This window comes from Streptomyces sp. NPDC006335, assembly GCF_040612795.1.
Taxonomy (GTDB): Bacteria; Actinomycetota; Actinomycetes; order Streptomycetales; family Streptomycetaceae; genus Streptomyces.
Map to the genome: position 1 here is coordinate 57,954 of NZ_JBEXQX010000007.1, position 20,662 is coordinate 78,615.

Genomic DNA, 20,662 nt, shown 5'->3' on the forward strand with positions numbered 1-20,662 from the left:
CACACGCTTCCGTCACATCCCCAACTCGGAAGTGACTCTCGGTCAAGGGAAGGTGACGTAAAGGTGAACACCGAGGGTCTGTGGGGCACGTATGGGGGAGGAACGTACGATCGGTGACCGTGCAAGGTTCGGAGAACTCTTCCCGTCGCGGCCGTCGCTCCTCCACCATGGGCGGCATGCCACTGAACGACATGCCGTGGTGGCGCTGGCGCAGCAATGTGCGCTCCGCGCTGCACATGCTCTCCGACCCCGGATTCCAGCAGAACGTCTGGCTGGCCGGCGTCGAGGGGTACGGGGACGTCACTGACGCCGTGTACCGCCTCGTCGAGGACACCTGGCTGGACAACTGGTCCGCCGAGAAGTACGTCGGCACGATCTTCCGGGACTCCCAGGAGGCGGCCCTCGTCGACACCGCCGTGCTGCGGGTGCTGCGGATCATGCACCAGGTCGGCCCGGACGCCCCCGTCTCCGTGTACATGGAGAACCCGGGGTGGCCGGACGCGGTGCGGGCGGCGCGGGACGCGCATGTGCGGATGGCGACGGCCGACGGCGAGGATCCCGACGCACCGCCGCGCACCCTCCAGGTGCTCCAGATCATGACCCGGTCCGCGTGACGGACGCGGTGTCTGCCGCGGCGGCGGATATGCGACCCTGTCCTGCATGAACGCGCAGTCCCCCCGAGCCGAGGCCCTGGCCGACCAGTACGTCCTGACCCTGTCCTGCCCCGACAAGCAGGGCATCGTGCACGCCGTGTCGAGCTACCTCTTCATGACCGGCTGCAACATCGAGGACAGCCAGCAGTTCGGTGACCACGACACGGGTCTGTTCTTCATGCGCGTCCACTTCTCGGCGGAGGCGCCGGTGACGGTGGACAAGCTGCGCGCGTCCTTCGCGGCGATCGGTGACGCCTTCCACATGGACTGGCAGATCAACCGGGCCGAGGACAAGATGCGGGTCGTGCTGATGGTCAGCAAGTTCGGGCACTGCCTGAACGACCTGCTCTTCCGCGCGCGCATCGGTGCGCTGCCGGTCGAGATCGCGGCCGTGGTGTCCAACCACACCGACTTCGCCGAGCTCGTGGGGTCGTACGACATTCCCTTCCACCACATTTCGGTGACGCGGGAGACCAAGGCCGAGGCGGAGGCGCGACTCCTCGAGCTGGTGCGGGAGCAGGACGTCGAGCTCGTCGTGCTCGCCCGGTACATGCAGGTGCTCTCCGACGACCTGTGCAAGCAGCTCAGCGGAAAGATCATCAACATCCACCACTCGTTCCTGCCGAGCTTCAAGGGCGCGAAGCCGTACCACCAGGCTCATGCGCGGGGCGTGAAGCTGATCGGGGCCACCGCGCACTACGTGACCGCGGACCTCGACGAGGGGCCGATCATCGAGCAGGAGGTCGAGCGGGTCGGGCACGACGTCACTCCGGACCAGCTCGTCGCGATCGGGCGGGACGTGGAGTGCCAGGCGCTGGCACGGGCCGTGAAGTGGCACGCCGAGCGCAGGATCCTGTTGAACGGGCGCCGGACGGTCGTGTTCGCCTAGGAGCTCGGGGGCTTCCGCGTGTCGGGCGGCTGCGGGTGGTTCGTGGTTGCTCGCGCAGTTCCCCGCGCCCCTTGAGCAGGTGCAGCGAACCCACCTACATGCGGCTCAGGCTCGCCGCCGCGTACAGAACATCCCTGATCGCGTCCCGGTCACCCACCTGCCCCGCCGCCGCATCCGCCGGAGGCACATGGCCGGCCGCCAACTGGCAGAACTCCACCCCGTCCAGCGCCACATGCGCCACCTCGTGCTCCGCCGAACCCACCGCGGCCGGGGAGTCGAGGGGGATCAGCCACTCGCCGCCGCCCAGCCCCTCGATCTCCAGACGCAGCGTGCGGCCCGGGCCCCCGGCGCTCACGAGGTGCCGTCCGGGGCCCGGTGCCGTCAGCCCCTTCTGGCGCCGTTCCGCCAGTACCGCGGGCAGCATCCGGGCCGCCAGGTCGATCATGCGGTTGAGGTGGCGGGGCGACGGGGGATCGTAGGGGTAGTCGACCGCCTCCGCGATGTCCTCGGCGTGGACCCAGCACTCGAAGGCGCGGTCCAGCATCGCGTCGTGCAGGGGGAGCGTGAAGTCGCCGTAGGCCACCTCCAGCTTGCCCGCGGTGCCGCCGGTGAAGGACACCGTGCGCACGAGGTCGTGGCTCTGCTCGCGCCACGGGGGCCGGACGGAGCGGGTCGGCGGGAAGTGCGACGCGCGCCAGTACGCCTCGGTACGGCCCGACGGCGTGGGCGCGTCCGCCAGGGCCTCGCCCAGCGGGTCGTCCAGGCCCAGGGCGACCGCGACCAGGCCGTCGACCGACAACAGGTGGGCTATGACCCCGGCGACCGTCGTACGGCGGCTCGTGCCCTCGTCGGCGTCGAACCAGCGCAGCCTGACCGGGGCGTGCCACTCGGCGTCGCCGAAGTCCTGGAGCAGGGCGTCGAGACGGGCGGTCTCGGCGTCGTACGGCATGGCCCAGTCGGGGATCGGGATGCGCGGCGGGCGCCGGTCCAGGCAGCCGGCCAGGACGCGGGTGCGCAGGCCGGGGTCCAGGTCGAGGCTCTCCGGCCGCTGCAACAGGCCGACCGCGCCGCGCAGCCGCAGCGCCTCCTCGGCGCAGGGTCCGCAGACGCCGAGGTGGTCCTCCACGGCGGCCGTCTCCGCCGCGGAACACGCGGCCAGCGCCCACGCCCCGAGCAGCGACTTCAGCACGCGGTGCTCCAGGACGAGGGGGGCGGGCGGGGGCAGCTCGTCCAGTTCGGGCAGGGGGTGGCCGGTGTCCTCGACGGAGGCACGGGGGAGCGGTATGCGGGGCGGGCGGTCGGGATCGGGGGCGGGGCTGTCGCCCGGACTTGGGTCGCTCGGGCCACCGGCGCCGGAGCCGCCCGGCCCGCCCGCGCCCGGGTGGGACGGCTCGCCGGTGCTGTCGGTGCCCTCGGTGCCGTCAGGGCCGGGGCCGTTGGACCCGCCCCGGCCGTCGTCGCCGTGCCCGTCCTGCTCGTCGTACGCCTCGAAGCCGTCTGTTCCGCTCACGCCGCGCCTCCGTATCCCGGCGGCGCCCCGGGCGCTCCCGTGTCGTGGGCCGTGGACAGGAGCTGGAGGCCCAGGCGGAGGCGGCGGCGGGCCTCGTCCTCGGTGATGCTGAGGTCGGCGGCGGCCTGGCGGTAGTCGCGGCGCTGGAAGTAGGCCAGCTCCAGGGCGGCCCGCAGGGGGGTGGGCATGGACTGGACGATGTAGTCGGCGCGGGCGGCGACCGAGGCGTGGCGCACCTTGCGCTCCAGCTCCTCGGCGGACCCCTCGCCGGCCCGGGTGAGGGCGGCGGACTCCGTGGCCCGCAGCCGCTGCACGGCCAGGCGGTGGGTCAGGCCCGCGACCCAGGAGCGCAGCGGGCCCTGCTTGGGGTCGTAGGTCTCGGGGTGCTCCCAGACGTGGGCGAAGACGTCCCGGGTGATGCCGTCGGCGGCGCGCTCGTCCCCGAGCACGCGGTGGGCGAGGCCGTGCACAAGTGAAGCGAAACGGTCGTAGAGCTCGCCGAGGGCGGCCGCCTCACCGCGTGCGAGCCGCTGCTGCATCTTGCGGTCCCAGCGGGGCGGTGCGTCCTTCTTCGCCATGCTGCCCCCTCACCCCCGGAAGTGTCCGGTCAAGCCTGCGCCGACCGTCTCCTCGAATGTAGTCGGCACCTCCGACCGTGCACGCCCCTTTGTTCCAATGCGCGCCCCCGGAGGGGCCTCAGGTGGTAGTGGACGTTCCTCTACCCGTTCGCTCATTGATCAGACTCGATCGAACAGGATCGAAGTCGACTAAAACAAGCCTCTTTCGAACGCTTTCTGTTTCTCGCTCTGTGTTTCAGGGAACGGCCGCTGGGCAGCCACGCTGCAAGGAAGCGTAGGAAAGGCTTCCGTTTGCTTTCCGGCGAATGAAGGGCATGGTGGTGGCGTTCAATGTGACCGGCGACGAGCAGGGCGAGTGGACCGTGCTCAGTGTGACGGGCGAGCTGGACCTGGTGACCTCACCGGTGCTCCGCGCCCGGGTGCACGACGCGGTGGCCGAGGGGCGCCACAGTCTCGTCCTCGACCTCTCCGAGGTCTATTTCTGCGATTCCAGCGGTGTCGGCGTCCTCATCGCCTCGCGCCGTCTGATCCGCTCCTGCCGGGGCGAGCTGCGGCTGATCCTCCCGGCCCAGGGCGCCGCCGACGGCTCCCACGTCAACCGCGTCCTCGGCGCGCTGGGCGTCCGCCGCCTGTTCGAGGTCCACCCGGACCTGGACTCGGCGACCGACGAGGAGGCGGGACCACTGTCCGCCTGACCGCGTGCACCCGTAACCCGTTCCGTCCGCACGGCTGTGACCTGGGGCACCCCGACTGCCACACCGTTGTCCCGAAATTCCCCCGGTCCTGGCACAAGCGCCGCCTTCCGTCCCCCTGGGCGCCGCTCGCGTCGTACGCTCCGTGCGAGACGCACCCGATGTGATGTGAGGCGGCCCGAAGAGACATGGTCAGCAGCGAGTACGAACGCAGGATCGCCGACCGGTTCGCCACCTTCGACCAGGACGGCAACGGCTACATCGACCGCGAGGACTTCAACGTGGCGGCCAAGGCGCTGCTCACGGAGTTCGGTACGGCGGCACGCTCCGACAAGGGACAGGCGCTGTACGTCGGCGCCGAGGCGTTCTGGCAGGGCATGGCCGGGATCGCCGACCGCGACGGCGACCAGCGGATCACCCGCGACGAGTTCGTGAACGGCGCCCTCAAGCGGCTGCGCGACAACCCGGACCGGTTCGCCGAGATCGCGCGCCCCTTCCTGCACGCGGCGATCGACGTCGCCGACCAGGACGGCGACGGACGCGCCACCGTCGAGGACACCGCGCGCGTGCTGCGCGTCCTGGGTGTCGGCGAGGACATCGCGCGGGCGGCCGCGGCCACCATGGACACCGACGGCGACGGAAAGATCGGCGAGGCCGAGATCGTGCCCGCCTTCGCGCGCTACTTCACCGTCCCCGAATAGCGTTCCCTGAGCCGGTACTTCAGGACCTTGCGCAGGGTCTCGTTGCGCGGAAGGGCGTCCACCACCTCCAGTTGCTCCGGCAGCTTGTGCGTCGACAGTCCTTCCGCGCGCAGGTACGCCGTCACGGTGTCCAGGGTCAACTCCACGGCGCCTTCCGGCTGTTCCACCACGGCACACACGCGTTCCCCGCGCTCGGCGTCCGGCAGCCCGATCACCGCCACGTCCCCGACGGCCGGATGCGCGGCGAGCAGGTCCTCGATCTCCTTCGCCGAGATGTTCTCGCCCTTGCGGATGATCACGTCCTTGAGCCGTCCGGTGAGCACCAGATGGCCGGTGTCCTTCACGAATCCCAGGTCCCCGGTGCGCAGATAGCCCTGCTCGTCGAAGGCCTCAGCGGTCTGCGCCGGATCCAGGTACCCCTGGCAGACCGCCTCCCCCTTCAGCCGCACCTCCCCGTCCACGATCCGCACGGACATCCCCTCCGGCGGCCGCCCCTCGGTCGTCGCCAGGTTCTCCACCGTGTCGTCGGGCGCCCCCATGGTGATCATCGGCACCTCGGTCATGCCGTACCCGTGCGTGAGCTGCACCCCCAGCTCCCGTACGACGGCGTGGTAGACCTCCGGCGGCTTGGGCGCCCCGCCGCCGGCGAGCAGCCGCAGGGTCGGGATGATCCGCTCGCCGGGCTGTTTGCGCTGCTCGGTGAGGAACATCGAGTAGAACGCCGTCGAACCGCCCGCCACCGTCACCCCGTGCCTGCGGTAGCCCTCCAGCGCGTCCGGCAGCGCGAACTGCTCGAACATCACCGCCGGGAAGCCGTACAGCAGCAGCATCACCGTGTAGTCGGGGCCCGCGATGTGCGCGTACGGGAAGGCCATCGAGCCCACGTCGTCCGCCGTGAGCCGCAGCGCGTGCGCGAGACAGGAGCCGCCCGCGATCAGCGAACGGTCCGTGTGCAGCACGCCCTTGGGGTCGGAGGTGGTGCCCGAGGTCCAGTAGATCCAGCGGACCGAGGTGCCGTCGGCGGGCGGGGCGGGCAGCACGGCCGGATCGCCGTCCGGGAGGTCGTCGTACGCCTCGAAGACGCCCTTGGCGCCGAGCCGCCGGGCCATCTCCGTGTGGTCGAAGCCGCGCCAGGTGCCCGGTACCGCGAAGAACTCCGCCTTCGACTCCCTGAGGGCGAAGCCGACCTCGCGGTCCCGGTAGAAGGGGATGACCGGCGACTGCACGGCGCCGAGGCGGGCCAGGGCGAAGGAGAGCAGGGCCGTCTCGATACGGGTGGGCAGCTGCCAGGCGACGACCGTGCCGGGGCGTACGCCCATGTCGTACAGGCCGGCCGCGACCCGCTCGGCACGCGCGCGCAGTTCGCCGAAGGTGAGCGTGCGGTCGTCCTGGAGGAGGACCGGGCGGTCCGGGGTCAGGTCGGCGCGGCGGGCGACCAGTTCCCAGAGGGTGCGGGACGCGCTGAGCGCGTGGGCGGTGTCGGTCACGGCGGCCCCCTCGTGGAGCGGACATACCTGACGGGTAGTCAGATCGTGGGCAGAGCGTAGGGCTCGACGCCTTGCCGGTCCAGGGGTGTGCCACCTAGCCTTCGTGCACGAGCTGTATCTGACGAGTCATCAGGTATGGGGTGGCGTCATGGATCTCGCGTACACGCCGGAGGAGGAGGAGTTCCGGGCGCGGCTGCGGGAGTGGCTCAGCAAGGCGCTCCCCGCCCTGCCCCCGAAACCGTCCCCCGAGGACTGGCCCGGACGCAGGGCGTACGACCTCGGCTGGCAGCGCATGCTCTACGACGCCGGGTACGCGCACGTGCACTGGGACGCCTCGCCCACCACGCGGCTGATCTTCCTGGAGGAGACGGAGACCGCGGGCGCGCCCTATGTCGGCGCCGGGTTCGTCGGACTGCTCCACGCGGGGCCCACGATCGCCGCCGAGGGCACGCCCGAGCAGCGAAAACGCTGGCTGCCGCCGATCCTGCGCGGCGAGGAGGTCTGGTGCCAGGGGTTCAGCGAACCGGACGCCGGGAGCGACCTCGCGGCGCTGCGCACCCGTGCCCGCAGGGACGGCCACGACTACGTGGTGACCGGGTCCAAGATCTGGACCTCGCACGCCGAAGTCGCCGACTGGTGCGAGCTGTTGGTCCGGACGGATCCGTCGGCGCCCAAGCACCGGGGCATCACCTGGCTGGCGATGCCCATGTCCGCACCCGGTGTCGTGGTGCGCCCCCTGCGCACGCTCGCCGGGTCCGCCGAGTTCGCCGAGGTGTTCCTCGACGAGGTGCGGGTGCCGGTGGCGAACCGGGTGGGCGAGGAGAACGACGGCTGGCGCGTGACCATGGTGACGCTGTCCTTCGAGCGCGGCACGGCCTTCGTGGGCGAGGTCGTCGCCTGCCGGCGGGTGCTGCGCGAACTCGCCCGTACGGCACGGGAGAACGGGCGCTGGGACGATCCGGTGCTGCGGCGCAGGCTCGGGCGGTTGAACGCCGAGTTCCGGGCGTTGTGGCGGTTGACGCAGTGGAACGTGAGCGCGGCGGAGGCGAGCGGTGGGGTGCCGGGGGTGGGAGGGTCCGTCTTCAAACTCCGGTACTCGCATGCGCGGCAGGAGCTGTACGAGGCCGCGGCGGAGGTTCTGGGTGCCGAGTCGCTGGATCTCGAACAGGACTGGGTGCTGGACCGGTTGTCCTCGTTGTCGTACACGATCGCGGCGGGGACTTCGCAGATTCAGCGGAACATCGTGGCCGAGCGGGTTCTCGGGTTGCCGAAGGGGCGGTAGCGGTCGAGTGCCGGGTGCGGGTGCGTCGTGGCTGGTCGCGCAGTTGCCCGCGCCCCTGAGTCGGCCACCGCAGCCCGCGTTGAGAAGGGGCTGTGAACATGCGGTTTCAACTGTCCGCTGACCAGCGGGCCTTGCAGGTCGCCGTGCGGGAGTTGCTCGCTCGGCGCTTTGACGGGGAGGCATTGCGCGCTGCCGTGGACCAGCCCGGGCTGGACCGTGCCCTGTGGCGGGAGCTGGGCGCCGCCGGGTTCTTCGCGCTGCAAGTGCCCGAAGCGGACGGCGGGGTCGGACTGGGGCTGCCCGAGGCCGTGTTGGTGTTCGAGGAGGCCGGGCGGGTGCTGCTGCCCGGGCCGCTGGTGGCGACCCACCTCGCCGCGGGGAAGGTGGACGGGGTCGCCGAGGGGGAGGTCGTCGTGGCCGACGTCGACCGGGACGGGCTCGTGGAGTGGCTGGAGGAGGCCGACGTCGTGCGCGGGGACGCCGCCGGGGCCGTACCCCTGAGGTCCGTGGATCCGCTCACTCCGCTCCACCGGGTTCCCGGAGCACGCGCGTGTGCGGTCGATCCCGTCGCCGTGCTCCTCACCGCCGCCGAGCAACTGGGCACGGCCACGCGCGCGTGTGAGCTCGCGGTGCAACACGCGCGGACCCGGGAGCAGTTCGGGCAGCCGATCGGGGCCTTCCAGGCGGTCAAGCATCTGTGCGCGCGGATGCTGGTGCGGACGGAGACCGCCCGGGCCGCCGTGTACGCGGCCGCCGTGACCGCGGACCCGCTGGACATCGCCGCGGCCCGGCTGCTGGCCGACGAGGCGGCCGAGCGGGGAGCCCGGGACTGTCTCCAGGTGCACGGCGGGATGGGCTTCACCTGGGAGTGCGAGGTGCAGCTCCATGTGAAGCGGGCCTGGGTGCGGGCCAGGCGGGCCGGTGGCGGTGCGGAGAGTGAGGAGTCGCTCGCCGTCGACCTGTTGGCCTGAGGCGCCCGCGACCGGCCCGCTCTCCGCAGGGCCCGCAGCGGATGTCGCGGATTGTGGCATACCGGAATCACGGAGCGTTGATATCGGGTTGTGTCCTATGTGTGACTCGTCACGTCCTGGAGTCGGCGTCCTGCTCCGGTACCTTGTGTGAGATGCGAGTGGTTCCGAGCATGAGCCATGCCGGTGTTGCCGATGGGGCGGCCCCGGACCCGGCGATGCGCGCCGCTGCTCGCAGGGCGGGAAGGCTTGCGGCCACCGCATGTTCGACTCCCTGCGGCGAGCGTCGCACAGTATCCCGCACGGGTACTCCTTCGCGCTGGAATATGCCCGAAGCGCTTGTTGGCGTGACTGTACGTCAACCATGCTGTCCCGTAAGGGATTCACGTTCTGTGACCCCGGTTTCGGTCATTGTTCTGGTCATGCAAAAAATGGCTACGATCGTGGCCCTCGTGAGGCGCGAGGCCATGTGCCCGCCGGTTCGGATGGTGTGAGCGGTGCAGGTGCTTCAGGTGCAGCTTGAGATCCGGCCCGACCCCGCGGAGGTGGGGCGAGCCCGGAGGTGGGCCCGCTCGCGGCTCGCCGGGTCCGGGATGGCGGTCGACGAACCGCTCGCCGAGACCCTGATCCTGCTCGTGTCCGAACTGGTCACCAACGCCGTGGTGCACACCGGTCGTCCGGCCGTCCTGCGGCTGTCCCTGCCGGGCGCCGAGGGGGCGTCCGCCACCGTCCGCCTGGAGGTCGCCGACCGCAGCGGCCGGGCCCCGGTGCCGCGCTGTGTGGACGGTGACGCGACCGGTGGCCGCGGCCTGGCCCTCGTCGACGGCCTCGCGGACCGCTGGGGCTGGAGCCCCGAGGGCGCGGGCAAGAGCATCTGGTGCGAACTCGACCGCTGCGACCGGCCGCGGAAGGGCACCGAGACCTACGGCATCGAGGCTTCGGCCTACGAGGGGTTCGCCTTCGAGGCGGTGTGACCGGCGCACGGTGGCAGAGACCGCCGTCCGCCCTTCCTCGCCACGGGGGCGGTGCGCCGGACGTGCATCCGTGCGCGGTCGTGACAAAAGGGTCGTAAGTCATAAATCCCCGTACGGGTGTTGACGCAGCGTGTTCGATTGATGACGCTGGTGGTCAGCGATTCGCCGCGAGGGGACGCCGGGGGCTTCGGTGACGGAAGCCCTCGACGAGTGCGGATCGTGACCCGGTGTCGATTTCCTCAGGGCGGAAGGAAGTCGATGACGGCGGCGCGCGATGCCGTGCTCGGGGCGGATCTGCGCGCCGCCGACCGACTCCTCACAGAACGGCCACCGGTGCCACGGGGGTTCCGGTGGCGCCGACGAACGGCTCGGGCATCGCCGACAGCAGGAACGCGTACCGGCCGGTTTCTCCACAGGCTGTGGACAACTTCTCCAGATTCCAGTTCTGGCCCTGGAGCATCCCCATCTCCACCAGGTCCAGCGCGTGCACCGGCAGCCACAGGTCCTCGATCTCGGGCGGGAAGATCTCGAACGTGAGGGTGTCGTTGGCCACCGCGGCCACATCGCGCGCGTGGAACCACTCCGGAGTACGCACCGACAGGCCCGGCGACGGATAGGCGTACGCCTCCCTGTCCCCGGCGAGATACACCTGGACCTGCCCGGTCCGTACGAGCACGACGTCCCCGGCCCGCACGCGCGTGCCCGCGAGTTCCTCGGCGGCCTCCAGGTCCTCGGGGGTCACGGCATGCCCCCCGTCGAGCCGGTCCACGCCCCGCGCCCGGGCCACGTCGAGCAGCACTCCGCGCGAGACGACGTACCGGGCCTTGTCGATCCCGCTGAACTCGGCGCCGCCGTGCGCGGTGACGGTGCCGGCCGGGCGGCCGTTGTAGAGCTTGCCGGAGTGCGAGACATGGGTGAGCGCGTCCCAGTGGGTGGCCGCCTGAAGGCCCATGGTCACCGCGTCGTCGCTGCACGCGACCGTCCCCGGGCCGAAGATCTCCTGGTTGATCTGCACCATCGCGTGCAGCGGGTTGACCCGGCCCGGCATCATCCCGGTCTGCACACCGTCCTGCCTGAGGGGCAGCGCGAGGGGGATGCGGCGGCCGGTGCGGACGGTCGTGGCGGCCTCGCGGACGACCTCGTCGGTGATCAGGTTCAGGGTGCCGATCTCGTCGTCGGCGCCCCAACGCCCCCAGTTGTTCACGCGCTTGGCGATGTCGTGGAACGCGGCCGGAAGCGACATCGGGCCCTCCCCGGGGCTTGTGTCCGCACATCTGACGGGACATAAAATCTAACGGTCCGTCAGAAACCGCGGGAAGGGGCCGGGCGTGGGGAACTTCTTGGCAGGCAGGGTCGTCGCCGTGACGGGCGCGGGGCGGGGGATCGGACGGGCGGTCGCCCTAGCGGCGGCCGCGGAGGGCGCACGGGTCGTCGTCAACGACTACGGCGTCTCGATCGACGGGGCCTCCCCGGCGAGCGAGATCGCCTCCGGGGTCGTGAAGGAGATCGAGGCGGCCGGCGGCGAGGCCGTCGCCGTGGCCGACGACATCTCGACCATGGCGGGCGGGCAGCGGGTCGTCGACACCGCGCTGTCGTCCTACGGGCGGCTCGACGGCGTCGTCTGCGTGGCCGGGATCCTGCGTGAGCGGATGCTGTTCAACATGTCCGAGGAGGAGTGGGACCCGGTCCTCGCGACCCATCTGAAGGGGACGTTCACCGTCTTCCGGGCCGCCTCCGCGGTGATGCGGCAGCAGCGGGCGGGGACCTTGATCGGGTTCACCAGCGGCAATCACCAAGGCTCCTACTCGCAGGCGAACTACAGCGCGGCCAAGGGCGGGATCATCTCGCTGGTGCGCAGTGCGGCGCTCGGGATGCACAAGTACGGGGTGACCGCCAACGCGGTGGCGCCGGTCGCCCGTACCCGGATGTCGGCGAACGTTCCCTTCGACCTGACGGAGATCGGGGAGCCGGAGGACGTGGCCGCCATGGTGGTCTACCTGCTGTCCGAGCGCGCCCGGGACATCACCGGGCAGGTGTACACCGTGGCGGGGCCGAAGATCGCGGTGTGGGCGCAGCCTCGGGAGTTGCGTGCCGCGTATGCCTCCGGCGGGTGGACGCCGGAGTCGATCGCGGAGTTCTTGCCGGGGAGCGTGGGGGTGGATCCGATGCCGTTGCTTTCTGGGCCGGGGCCTGAGGGGGTGGGGGCCTGAGGGGGTGGGGGCCTGAGGGGGTGGGGGTGCTTGTCGGGTGGCGGCCGCGGGTTGTCTGTGGCTGAGCGCGCCCGCGCGGCGGTAGCCGCAAATCGAGCACAGTCCCGCGCCCCTAGGTAGGTGACCCTGACCGGTGTGGAGAGGAGAGCCTCGTGGACTTTGGGTTTGGCGCTGAAGATGAGGCGTTCCGGTGCGAAGTGCGGGCGTGGCTCTCCAGCCACGCGGATGCGTCGCAGGACCGGCGTACCTGGGAGCGCACCCTCGGGAAGGCCGGGTGGATCGGGATCGGCTGGGCTGAATCCGGCTACGGGAACCGGACCGCCACGCTCACCCAACAGGTCGTCTGGGCGGAGGAGTACGCGCGGTCCGGGGCGCCCGCGCGGTCCGGGCACATCGGGGAGAAGCTGCTCGCGCCCACTCTCCTCGCGCACGGCACCGACGAGCAGAAGGCGCGGTTCCTTCCTCCCGTCGCCGCCGGGGAGGAGCTGTGGTGCCAGGGGTACAGCGAACCCGGGGCGGGGTCCGATCTCGCCGGGGTGCGGACCAGGGCCACGCGGGTCGGGGACGGGACGTACCGGATCAGCGGGCAGAAGATCTGGACGTCCCTCGCGCACGAGGCGGACTGGTGTTTCGTCCTCGCCCGGACCGATCCGGAGTCCCGCCGGCATCACGGGCTGACCTTCCTTCTCGTCCCCATGGACCAGCCTGGGCGTATCGAGGTGCGCCCGATCCGTCAGATGACCGGGACCAGTGAGTTCAACGAGGTCTTCTTCGAAGGGGCACACGCGCGTGCGGACCATGTCGTCGGGGGCGAGGGGCAGGGCTGGCGGGTCGCGATGAGCCTGCTGGGGTTCGAGCGCGGGGTGTCCACGCTGGCCCAACAAGTCGGATTCGCGCAGGAGTTGACCTCGGTGCTGCGGGCCGCCGTACGGACAGGCGCGGTCGCCGATCCCGTCGTACGGGCTCTGCTCGTACGGCAGTGGGCCGAGCTGCGGACCATGCGGTGGAACGCCCTGCGGACACTGGGCGGTTCGGGGGACACGGGTGCCCCCAGCGTGGCCAAGCTGCTGTGGGCGGGCTGGCACCAGCGGCTCGGGGAGCTGGCGATGCTCGTGCGGGGGGCGGAGGCCGCCGTCGGGCCCGGTGACTGGTCCGCTTCCGCGCCGTACGAACTCGACGCCCTCCAGCACCTGTTCCTGTTCTCGCGGGCCGACACGATCTACGGCGGCTCGGACCAGGTCCAGCGCACCATCATCGCCGAGCGCGTGCTCGGTCTGCCCAGGGAACCCAAGGGGGTCGTCTGATGCGCGGCGTGCTGTTCGACGGGAAGCAGGTCCAGGTCGTCGACGATCTGGAGGTGCGGGATCCGGGGCCGGGCGAGGTGCGGGTCGCGATCGCGGCGGCCGGGCTGTGCCACAGCGACCTGTCCGTCGTGGACGGGACCATCCCGTTCCCGGTCCCGGTGGTGCTGGGGCACGAGGGCGCGGGCGTGGTGGAGGCGGTGGGGGAAGGGGTCACGCATGTCGGGCCCGGTGACCACGTGGCGCTGTCCACCCTCGCCAACTGCGGTGCCTGCGCCGACTGCGACCGGGGGCGGCCGACCATGTGCCGCAAGGCCATCGGGCGGCCCCGGAAGCCGTTCTCGCGGGGCGGGCAGGGGGTGTTCCAGTTCGCGTGCAACTCCGCCTTCGCGGAACGGACCGTGGTGAAGGCCGTGCAGGCGGTCCGGATCCCGAAGGACATCCCGCTGCCGTCCGCCGCGCTCATCGGGTGCGGGGTGCTGACCGGGGTGGGAGCAGTGCTCAACCGGGCCCGGGTGGACCACGGGGAGAGCGTGCTGGTGATCGGGACCGGGGGAATCGGGCTCAACGTCATCCAGGGCGCCCGGATCGCGGGAGCGACGCGGATCGTGGCGGTGGACGCCAACCCGGCGAAGGAGGCGGTGGCCCGGCAGTTCGGCGCGACGGACTTCCTGACCTCGACGCAGGACGTGCGGGAGCTGCTGCCGCACGGGGCGGACCACGCCTTCGAGTGCGTCGGACGGGCCGAACTCGTGCGGGCCGCGGTGGACTTGCTGGACCGGCACGGCCAGGCGGTCCTGCTGGGGGTTCCGGCGGCGGGCGCGGAGGCGTCCTTCGTCGTCTCCTCGATGTTCCTCGACAAGTCCATCCTCGGCTGCCGCTACGGCTCCTCGCGTCCGCAGCGGGACATCCCGCTGTACGCGGAGCTCTACCGGCAGGGCCGGCTGCTCCTCGACGAACTGGTCACCGCGACCTATCCGATCGAGGACTTCGAGAAGGCGGTCGGGGACGCGGAGGCGGGACGGGTGGCGCGGGGGGTGCTCACGTTCTAGGCGGCGGGGCTCGGCTGGTGGGGGGAGGGGCGACGGGCCCGGTGCTCGGCGCGGGGTGGTGGTGCCGTCCTACCGCCCGGCAGCGGTGCCGATGTCGTCGTAGCGCCGGGCAGGGGTGTTGAAGCTGCCGCTTGCGGATCGGAACGTGCGGCGATAGGCCGTCGGGGTGACTCCGAGGGCCGTCTGTAGGTGCTGGCGCATCGACTGGGCGGTGCCGAAGCCCGCGTCCTGGGCGACCTGGTCGACGGAGAGGTCGGTGGACTCCAGGAGGTGCCGGGCGCGTTCCACGCGTTGCTGGGTGAGCCACTGGCCGGGGCTGACGCCGACCTCCTCGCGGAAGCGGCGGGTGAAGGTGCGCACCGACATGGCCTCCTGCTCGGCCATGTCCCGCAGTTGGATCGGCTCGTGCAGGCGGCCCAGCGCCCAGGCGCGGGCCGAGGTCGTGGTCGACTGCTGCGGGTCGGGCACGGGCCGGTGGATGTACTGCGCCTGACCGCCGTCGCGGTGCGGCGGTACGACGGTGCGGCGGGCCACCTCGGTGGCGACGGCCGTGCCGTGGTCCTGGCGCACCATGTGCAGGCACAGGTCGATGCCGGCGGCGACGCCCGCGGAGGTCAGGACGTCCCCGTCGTCGATGAACAGGACGTCCGGGTCGACCCTGATCCGCGGGAAGAGCCGCTGCAGACGGTCGGAGTCGGCCCAGTGCGTGGTGGCGGGGCGGCCGTCGAGGAAACCGGCGGCGGCCAGGACGTAGACGCCGGTGCAGATCGAGGCGAGCCGGGTGCCGGGGCGGATGTGGGCGAGGGCGGCGGCCAGTTCGTCGGTCAGCACGCCCTGCTCGAAGACCGGACCCAGTTCGTACGACGCCGGGACGATCACGGTGTCGGCGGTGGCCAGGGTCTCCGGGCCGTGCTCGACCTGGACGGCGAAGTCGGCGTCGGTCTGCACCGGGCCCGGCGGGCGGATCGAGCAGGTGACGACCTCGTACAGATGGCGCCCCTCGGCGTCCTTGGGGCGGCCGAAGATCCGGTGCGGGATGCCCAGCTCGAACGGCAGGACGCCGTCCATGGCGAGGACCACTACGCGGTGCGGGCGGAACCCCGGATCACGACGGTCCGCAAGGTCACCACGGTCCCCACCGTTCCCAGGGTCCTTACCGTTCCCACGGTCACCACTGTCTCGGCTCATGGCCCGATCCTAACGAATGCTGTCCTTCGGGCCAATGGAACGGGGAGGGCGCAGGCCGCAAGCTCTGTGTCGTGACCCAGACAACCGAAGCCGCCGTCCAGGCGTCCCAGCCGGAAAAGCACCCCGCACGCATCCACCGCGCCTGGTTCGTGGCCGCCGTCACCTTCGTGACGATCATCGGCGCGGCCGCCTTCCGCTCCCTGCCGGGCCTGCTCATCGACCCCCTGCACGAGGACTTCGGCTGGTCGCGCGGCACCATCGGGGCCGCCGTCTCCGTCAACCTCGCCCTGTACGGCCTGACCGCGCCCTTCGCCGCCGCGCTGATGGACCGCTTCGGCATCCGCCGGGTCGTCGCGGTCGCGCTGACCGTGATCGCGGTCGGCTCGGGCCTGACCGTGTGGATGACGGCCGCCTGGCAGCTGATGCTCTACTGGGGCCTGCTCGTCGGCCTCGGCAGCGGCTCGATGGCGCTGGCCTTCGCCGCGACCGTCACCAACCGCTGGTTCACCGAGCGGCGCGGCCTGGTCACCGGCATCCTCACCGCCGCCTCCGCCTCCGGCCAGCTGATCTTCCTGCCGGTGCTGTCCTGGATGGTGGAGAAGCACGACTGGCGCCCGGCGGCGATCACGGTCGCCCTCGCCGCCCTCGCGGTGGTGCCCTTCGTCTGGCTGCTGCTGCGAGACCACCCGGCGGACGTGGGCCTGAGGCCGTACGGCGCCACGGAGTTCGTCCCGCAGCCCGCTCCGGTGACCGGTGCCGCCCGCCGGACGATCAAGGTCCTCTTCTCGGCCGCCCGCACCGGACCCTTCTGGCTGCTCGCCGGCACCTTCGCGATCTGCGGTGCCTCCACCAACGGCCTGATCCAGACCCACTTCGTGCCCGCCGCCCACGACCACGGCATGCCCGTCACGGCCGCCGCCTCACTGCTCGCGGTCATCGGCGTCTTCGACGTCGTCGGCACGGTGGCCTCCGGCTGGTTCACCGACCGCTTCGAACCGCGCCGCCTGCTCGCCGTCTACTACGCCCTGCGCGGGATCTCGCTGCTCTTCCTCCCCATGCTGCTGGCCCCCTCCGTCCACCCGCCGATGCTCTTCTTCATCGTCTTCTACGGTCTCGACTGGGTCGCCACCGTCCCGCCCACCGTCGCCCTGTGCCGCGAGCAGTACGGCGACGACAGCGCGATCGTCTTCGGCTGGGTGCTCGCCTCCCACCAGGTCGGCGCGGCCCTGATCGCCTTCCTCGGCGGCGTGGCCCGGGACGTGTTCGGCACGTACGACATGGTCTGGTACGCCTCGGGAGCGCTGTGCGCGGCGGCGGCACTGATGGCGCTGGTGATCCGGCGACGGCCGGCCGCGGTGCCCCTGGCGGCGGCGGCCTAGCGGAACCGCCCCGCAGCCCTTACCGGAACCGCCCCCTGTGGAACAGCAGCGGAGCCTCGTCCTCGCCCGTCCCCAGCGCGTCCACCCGGCCCACCACGATGAGGTGGTCGCCGCCGGTGTGGACCGCGTGGATCGTGCAGTCGATCCACGCGAGCGTGCCCGCCAGGCGCGGGGAGCCGGAGGCCGGGGCCGGGTCGTGGGGGACGCCCGCGAACTTGTCGGCGCCGCTCACCGCGAACGCCCTGCACAGCTCGCCCTGGTCGGCGCTCAGGACGTTCACGCAGAAGACGCCCGCCCGGGCGATGCGCGGCCAGGTCGTCGACGTACGGCCCACCATGAAGGCGACGAGCGGGGGGTCGAGGGAGAGGGAGGAGAAGGACTGGCAGGCGAAGCCGGCCGGAGGCGTGCCGGGGGCCGTGATCACCGTGACGCCGGTCGCGAACGCGCCCAGCACGCGACGGAACTCGGCCGGGTCGACCGGCGCCCGCTCGTCCTCGCGCACACACCGCAGCTCCGGGCGGGGCAGCGCCTCCACGGCGAGCGCCTTCCCGGACCTGAGATAGCGGACGGCCGCTTCCGCCATCCCTGCTTGTCCCATCACACCCTTCATTGAACCTGACGGTGCGTCAGATGGGAAGGGATCGGACATGCGCGAGAAGGGCCCGTACGCCGACTCGCCCTTCGCCGTGTGTGACAGCACCGGCACCTGGCTGCGCGACGACAAGGGCGGCCACGACCCCCTGAGCCTCAACGCCCCCGGTACTCGGGGCTCCTGCGCTCCACGAAGCTCGCCACGCCCTCCTTGGCGTCGGACGTCGTCATGTTGATCTCCTGGGCGGCGGCCTCCGCGGCGAAGGCGGTCGCGCGGTCGCTGTCCAGGGAGGAGTTCACGAGCTGTTTCGTCAGGGCGAGGGCACGGGTCGGGCCGGTGGCCAGGCGGCCGGCCCACTCGCGGGCCGTCTTGTCCAGCTCCTCGTCCGGGACGACCCGGTTGACCAGGCCCAGGCGTTCGGCGTCGGCGGCGCCGAGCGCGTCGCCGAGGAACATCAGCTCCTTGGCGCGCTGCGGGCCGAGGAGACGGGTCAGGAGATACGCGCCGCCACCGTCCGGGACCAGGCCACGGCGGACGAAGACCTCGATGAACCGCGCCGACTCGGCGGCCAGGACCAGGTCGCAGGCGAAGGCGAGATGCGCGCCGATACCGGCCGCGGTGCCGTTCACCGCCGCGATCACCGGCTTCTCGCAGTCGAGAACGGCGGCGACCAGACGCTGGGCGCCGAGGCGGATCGTACGGGCGACGTCACCGGGGGCCGCCGCCCCGGGTGCGCCCCGCAGGTCCGCCCCCGCGCAGAACCCGCGCCCGGTCCCGGTGAGGACCACCGCCCGTACCTCCGGATCGGCCGAGGCGCTCGCCAACAGCTCGATGATCAGGTCCCGTTGGCCGGGTGTGAGGGCGTTGAGCACCTCGGGTCTGTTGAGGGTGACGTACCAGACCTGGCCGTCGACGGTGTGCAGCACCTCGCTCACCGGCACACCACCAACGCGTCCAGCGCCACCGCCCCCTGCCCCCGGTCCAGCACCATCAGCGGGTTGATGTCGAGCTCCGCGAGTTCGTCCCCGAGCTCCAGCGCCATGCGCTGCACGCGGAGCACGACCTCCACGAGCGCGTCGAGATCCGCGGGGGGCCGCCCCCGGACCCCGTCCAGGAGGGCCCGCCCGCGTAGGTCCCCGAGCATGTCCCGGGCCTGCTCCTCACCGAAGGGCGGCACCCGTACGGCCGTGTCCCGCAGCACCTCGACCAGGACCCCGCCGAGCCCGACCGTCACCGTCGGCCCGAACAGCTCGTCGTGTGCGGCCCCGACGACCATCTCGACGCCCCGCTCGACCATCTGGCAGACCAGGACGCCGTCCAGGGAGACGTCCTCGTAGCGGGCGATGTCGGTCAACTCGCGGTAGGCGTCGCGGACCTGGCTGGCGGAGGTCAGGCCGATCTTCACCAGGCCCAGCTCGGTCTTGTGGGCGATCCTCGCGCCGGACGCCTTCATCACCACCGGGTAGCCGACCTGGCCGGCCGCGCGCACGGCGGCCGCCGCGCTGGTCACCAACTGCTCGCGCGGCACCCGGATCCCGTACGCACGCAGCAGTTGCTTCGCCGCGTGCTCGCTGAGTTGCTGGCCCGGGCGCATCAGCGCCTGTGCCTTGCGGAAGGAGGGCGAGGGGGTGCGCGGGGCCTCGTCGAAGGGGGAGCGGTAGCCGCTGACGAAGCGGTGGTGGTCGAGGTAGGCGCGCACGGCGGTGATGCAGTTGCCGACCGTGCGGAAGGTGGCCACCCGGGAGGAGCCGAGCAGCACCTCGCGGTAGGCCGGTTCGGTGCCGACGGGCGAGCCCCACACCACGCACACCAGCTTGTCGGTCTGTTCGGCCGCGTCCACCAGGTCCCGCACCAGCCGGTCGCTCAGGGGCGGGAACGGCCCGGTGACCGGGCAGATCAGCACCCCGACCGACGGGTCGGCGAGGATCGCGTCGATGATCTTCCGGCCGCGCCAGTCGCCGACCGGGTGCCCGCCGTTGTCCACCGGGTTGGCCACGCTCAGGAACTCCGGTATCCACTGGTGCAGTTCGGTCTGCTTGGCCTCGGACAGCGCGGGCAGCTTCAGGCCCGCCTCCGTGGCCAGGTCGGCGAAGTGGGCGCCGGTGCCGCCCGAGATCGAGTAGACGACGACCCCTTCGGCGCGCGGCGGCCTCGCGCGGGCCAACAGAGCAGCGGTGTCCTGGAGTTCGTCGAGTCCGTCGACGCGGATCACGCCGAACTGGCGCATCGCCGCGTCCACCACCGTGTCCGCGCCGGTGAGCTTGCCGGTGTGGGAGGCGGCCGTGCGGGCGCCGGTCTCGGTACGGCCGACCTTGACCGCGACGACCGGCACCTTGCGGCGGGCGGCCCGGTCGGCGGCGAGCAGGAAGGAGCGGCCGTCCTTGAGGCCCTCCAGGTAGCAGGCGATGGCACCGACCTCGGGGCGCTCGGCGAACCAGGACAGGAAGTCCGCGGTCTCCAGGTCGGCCTCGTTGCCGGTGGGGGCCCAGTGGGTGAGGCGGATGCCGAGTTCCTGGAGGGCGAAGACCGGGCGGCCCTGGTGGCCGGACTGGGTGATCAGGGCGATGCCGGGGCCGTCGAGGTCGTCGCGGAAGGTCGAGAAGGCGTTCAGGTTGGTGTTGGGCCCCAGCAGCCGCATCCCTGACTCCGCCACCGCGGCCGCGAGACGCTGCTGGGCCGCGGCCCCCTCCTCGCCGGTCTCCGCGAAACCGGAGGCGAAGACGACCGCGAACTTCACCTTGGCCTCGGCCAGTTGCCCGATCAGCGGGAGCGGGTCGGCGACCAGCAGGACGGCCAGGTCGACCTGCTCGGGCAGGTCGGCGACGGACCTCGCACAGGGGATGCCGAAGACGGACTCGCGGGTCGGGTGCACCGGGTGCAGCCGGGCCCCGACCCGCTCCGCCCAGTCGATCAGCTGCCGGGTGACACCGGTGTTGGGGCGGCCCTCGGTGTCCGAGGCGCCGATCACGGCGACCGACTCCGGCCGGAAGAAGCGGTCCAGATCCGGGACGTCGGCGTACAGCGGCCGGCCGCCGACGTCGAGATCGTCGACCTCGGCGGGCCTGCCGTGGACGGCGGGCCCGGGTTGCTCGCCGCACGCGATGACCCGGGTCCGGCGGGAGTCGGTGGTGAGGGTGCCGTGGGTTGATCCAAGCATCGGTCCGCCCGCTCCTGTGTGACAGCGTGAATAACTGACGCTCTGTCAG

Annotated in this window: 19 protein-coding genes; 11 read left to right on the plus strand and 8 right to left on the minus strand. The window is 71.8% G+C overall.

Features of this window, described 5'->3' with window-relative positions; all coding sequences use genetic code 11:
* Window positions 1-113 precede the first annotated feature (113 nt).
* Both ABZ098_RS20880 and purU read left to right on the plus strand, forming a co-directional pair.
* On the plus strand, window positions 114-614 hold the full coding sequence (locus ABZ098_RS20880; RefSeq protein WP_356593186.1) for a hypothetical protein: 501 nt from the start codon (window positions 114-116) through the stop codon (window positions 612-614).
* 46 nt (window positions 615-660) lie between these two features.
* Complete coding sequence (gene purU / locus ABZ098_RS20885) at window positions 661-1,542, plus strand: formyltetrahydrofolate deformylase (RefSeq protein ID WP_356593188.1); 882 nt, start codon at window positions 661-663, stop codon at window positions 1,540-1,542.
* Window positions 1,543-1,636: 94 nt separating this feature from the next.
* Here purU and ABZ098_RS20890 read toward each other — a convergent pair whose 3' ends face one another.
* Both ABZ098_RS20890 and ABZ098_RS20895 read right to left on the minus strand, forming a co-directional pair.
* Complete coding sequence (locus tag ABZ098_RS20890) at window positions 1,637-3,052, minus strand: MDMPI N domain containing protein (RefSeq protein ID WP_356593190.1); 1,416 nt, start codon at window positions 3,050-3,052, stop codon at window positions 1,637-1,639.
* Entirely contained in the window at window positions 3,049-3,630 is a 582-nt protein-coding gene (locus tag ABZ098_RS20895; protein ID WP_356593192.1) for a sigma-70 family RNA polymerase sigma factor, read from the minus strand. Before ABZ098_RS20895 ends, ABZ098_RS20890 begins: the two co-directional genes overlap by 4 nt.
* A 314-nt stretch (window positions 3,631-3,944) precedes the next feature.
* Between ABZ098_RS20895 and ABZ098_RS20900 the strand changes: the two genes are divergently transcribed.
* Window positions 3,945-4,325, plus strand: a complete 381-nt coding sequence (locus tag ABZ098_RS20900; RefSeq protein ID WP_356593763.1) for an STAS domain-containing protein — start codon at window positions 3,945-3,947, stop codon at window positions 4,323-4,325.
* A gap of 185 nt (window positions 4,326-4,510) precedes the next feature.
* Entirely contained in the window at window positions 4,511-5,023 is a 513-nt protein-coding gene (locus ABZ098_RS20905) for an EF-hand domain-containing protein (RefSeq protein WP_356593194.1), read from the plus strand.
* Here the strand turns inward: ABZ098_RS20905 and ABZ098_RS20910 are convergent.
* Window positions 5,002-6,510, minus strand: a complete 1,509-nt coding sequence (locus ABZ098_RS20910; RefSeq protein ID WP_356593196.1) for an AMP-binding protein — start codon at window positions 6,508-6,510, stop codon at window positions 5,002-5,004. The two genes, ABZ098_RS20905 and ABZ098_RS20910, sit on opposite strands and share 22 nt — an antisense overlap.
* A gap of 148 nt (window positions 6,511-6,658) precedes the next feature.
* Between ABZ098_RS20910 and ABZ098_RS20915 the strand changes: the two genes are divergently transcribed.
* The 3 genes from ABZ098_RS20915 (at window position 6,659) to ABZ098_RS20925 (ending at window position 9,734) form a co-directional block, all read left to right on the plus strand.
* Window positions 6,659-7,792, plus strand: a complete 1,134-nt coding sequence (locus ABZ098_RS20915; protein WP_356593198.1) for an acyl-CoA dehydrogenase family protein — start codon at window positions 6,659-6,661, stop codon at window positions 7,790-7,792.
* A gap of 98 nt (window positions 7,793-7,890) precedes the next feature.
* A complete protein-coding gene (locus tag ABZ098_RS20920) occupies window positions 7,891-8,763 on the plus strand; it encodes an acyl-CoA dehydrogenase family protein (protein WP_356593200.1) in 873 nt (290 codons plus the stop codon).
* Window positions 8,764-9,272: 509 nt separating this feature from the next.
* Entirely contained in the window at window positions 9,273-9,734 is a 462-nt protein-coding gene (locus tag ABZ098_RS20925; protein WP_356593202.1) for an ATP-binding protein, read from the plus strand.
* A gap of 316 nt (window positions 9,735-10,050) precedes the next feature.
* On the opposite strand, the gene ABZ098_RS20930 is transcribed toward ABZ098_RS20925, so the two are convergent.
* Window positions 10,051-10,977: a cyclase family protein gene (locus ABZ098_RS20930; protein ID WP_356593204.1), complete on the minus strand. Its 927-nt coding sequence runs from the start codon at window positions 10,975-10,977 to the stop codon at window positions 10,051-10,053.
* Window positions 10,978-11,062: 85 nt separating this feature from the next.
* Here ABZ098_RS20930 and ABZ098_RS20935 point away from each other — a divergent pair, with 85 nt between their 5' ends.
* From ABZ098_RS20935 to ABZ098_RS20945, 3 genes are all read left to right on the plus strand, one after another.
* Window positions 11,063-11,944, plus strand: a complete 882-nt coding sequence (locus tag ABZ098_RS20935; RefSeq protein WP_356593206.1) for an SDR family oxidoreductase — start codon at window positions 11,063-11,065, stop codon at window positions 11,942-11,944.
* A 152-nt stretch (window positions 11,945-12,096) separates the two neighbouring features.
* Window positions 12,097-13,248, plus strand: coding sequence for an acyl-CoA dehydrogenase family protein (locus ABZ098_RS20940; RefSeq protein ID WP_356593208.1), 1,152 nt, complete (start codon window positions 12,097-12,099; stop codon window positions 13,246-13,248).
* Window positions 13,248-14,297 (plus strand): Zn-dependent alcohol dehydrogenase, encoded by a 1,050-nt coding sequence (locus tag ABZ098_RS20945; RefSeq protein ID WP_356593210.1) that lies wholly within the window; start codon window positions 13,248-13,250, stop codon window positions 14,295-14,297. Before ABZ098_RS20940 ends, ABZ098_RS20945 begins: the two co-directional genes overlap by 1 nt.
* Before the next feature lie 69 nt (window positions 14,298-14,366).
* Here the strand turns inward: ABZ098_RS20945 and ABZ098_RS20950 are convergent, their stop codons facing one another.
* Window positions 14,367-15,365 carry a helix-turn-helix domain-containing protein gene (locus tag ABZ098_RS20950; RefSeq protein WP_356593212.1) on the minus strand — a complete coding sequence of 333 codons (999 nt, stop codon included), beginning with the start codon at window positions 15,363-15,365 and terminating at the stop codon, window positions 14,367-14,369.
* 191 nt (window positions 15,366-15,556) lie between these two features.
* On the opposite strand from ABZ098_RS20950, the gene ABZ098_RS20955 reads away from it, so the two are divergent.
* Entirely contained in the window at window positions 15,557-16,864 is a 1,308-nt protein-coding gene (locus ABZ098_RS20955) for an MFS transporter (protein ID WP_356593214.1), read from the plus strand.
* 19 nt (window positions 16,865-16,883) lie between these two features.
* Here ABZ098_RS20955 and ABZ098_RS20960 read toward each other — a convergent pair whose 3' ends face one another.
* From ABZ098_RS20960 to ABZ098_RS20970, 3 genes are all read right to left on the minus strand, one after another.
* Window positions 16,884-17,447, minus strand: a complete 564-nt coding sequence (locus tag ABZ098_RS20960) for a flavin reductase family protein (RefSeq protein WP_356593765.1) — start codon at window positions 17,445-17,447, stop codon at window positions 16,884-16,886.
* A gap of 164 nt (window positions 17,448-17,611) precedes the next feature.
* Window positions 17,612-18,397: an enoyl-CoA hydratase-related protein gene (locus ABZ098_RS20965; RefSeq protein ID WP_356593216.1), complete on the minus strand. Its 786-nt coding sequence runs from the start codon at window positions 18,395-18,397 to the stop codon at window positions 17,612-17,614.
* A complete protein-coding gene (locus ABZ098_RS20970) occupies window positions 18,388-20,613 on the minus strand; it encodes an acetate--CoA ligase family protein (RefSeq protein WP_356593218.1) in 2,226 nt (741 codons plus the stop codon). Before ABZ098_RS20970 ends, ABZ098_RS20965 begins: the two co-directional genes overlap by 10 nt.
* Between the last annotated feature and the right edge of the window lie 49 nt (window positions 20,614-20,662).

Coding starts and splice junctions, on each gene's coding strand:
- ABZ098_RS20905 (WP_356593194.1), top strand. CDS start 4,511: ATGGTCAGCAGCGAGTACGAACGCAGGATCGCCGACCGGTTCGCCACC.
- purU (WP_356593188.1), top strand. CDS start 661: ATGAACGCGCAGTCCCCCCGAGCCGAGGCCCTGGCCGACCAGTACGTC.
- ABZ098_RS20895 (WP_356593192.1), bottom strand. CDS start 3,630: ATGGCGAAGAAGGACGCACCGCCCCGCTGGGACCGCAAGATGCAGCAG.
- ABZ098_RS20930 (WP_356593204.1), bottom strand. CDS start 10,977: ATGTCGCTTCCGGCCGCGTTCCACGACATCGCCAAGCGCGTGAACAAC.
- ABZ098_RS20945 (WP_356593210.1), top strand. CDS start 13,248: ATGCGCGGCGTGCTGTTCGACGGGAAGCAGGTCCAGGTCGTCGACGAT.
- ABZ098_RS20960 (WP_356593765.1), bottom strand. CDS start 17,447: ATGGCGGAAGCGGCCGTCCGCTATCTCAGGTCCGGGAAGGCGCTCGCC.
- ABZ098_RS20920 (WP_356593200.1), top strand. CDS start 7,891: ATGCGGTTTCAACTGTCCGCTGACCAGCGGGCCTTGCAGGTCGCCGTG.
- ABZ098_RS20915 (WP_356593198.1), top strand. CDS start 6,659: ATGGATCTCGCGTACACGCCGGAGGAGGAGGAGTTCCGGGCGCGGCTG.
- ABZ098_RS20900 (WP_356593763.1), top strand. CDS start 3,945: ATGGTGGTGGCGTTCAATGTGACCGGCGACGAGCAGGGCGAGTGGACC.
- ABZ098_RS20970 (WP_356593218.1), bottom strand. CDS start 20,613: ATGCTTGGATCAACCCACGGCACCCTCACCACCGACTCCCGCCGGACC.
- ABZ098_RS20950 (WP_356593212.1), bottom strand. CDS start 15,365: ATGGACGGCGTCCTGCCGTTCGAGCTGGGCATCCCGCACCGGATCTTC.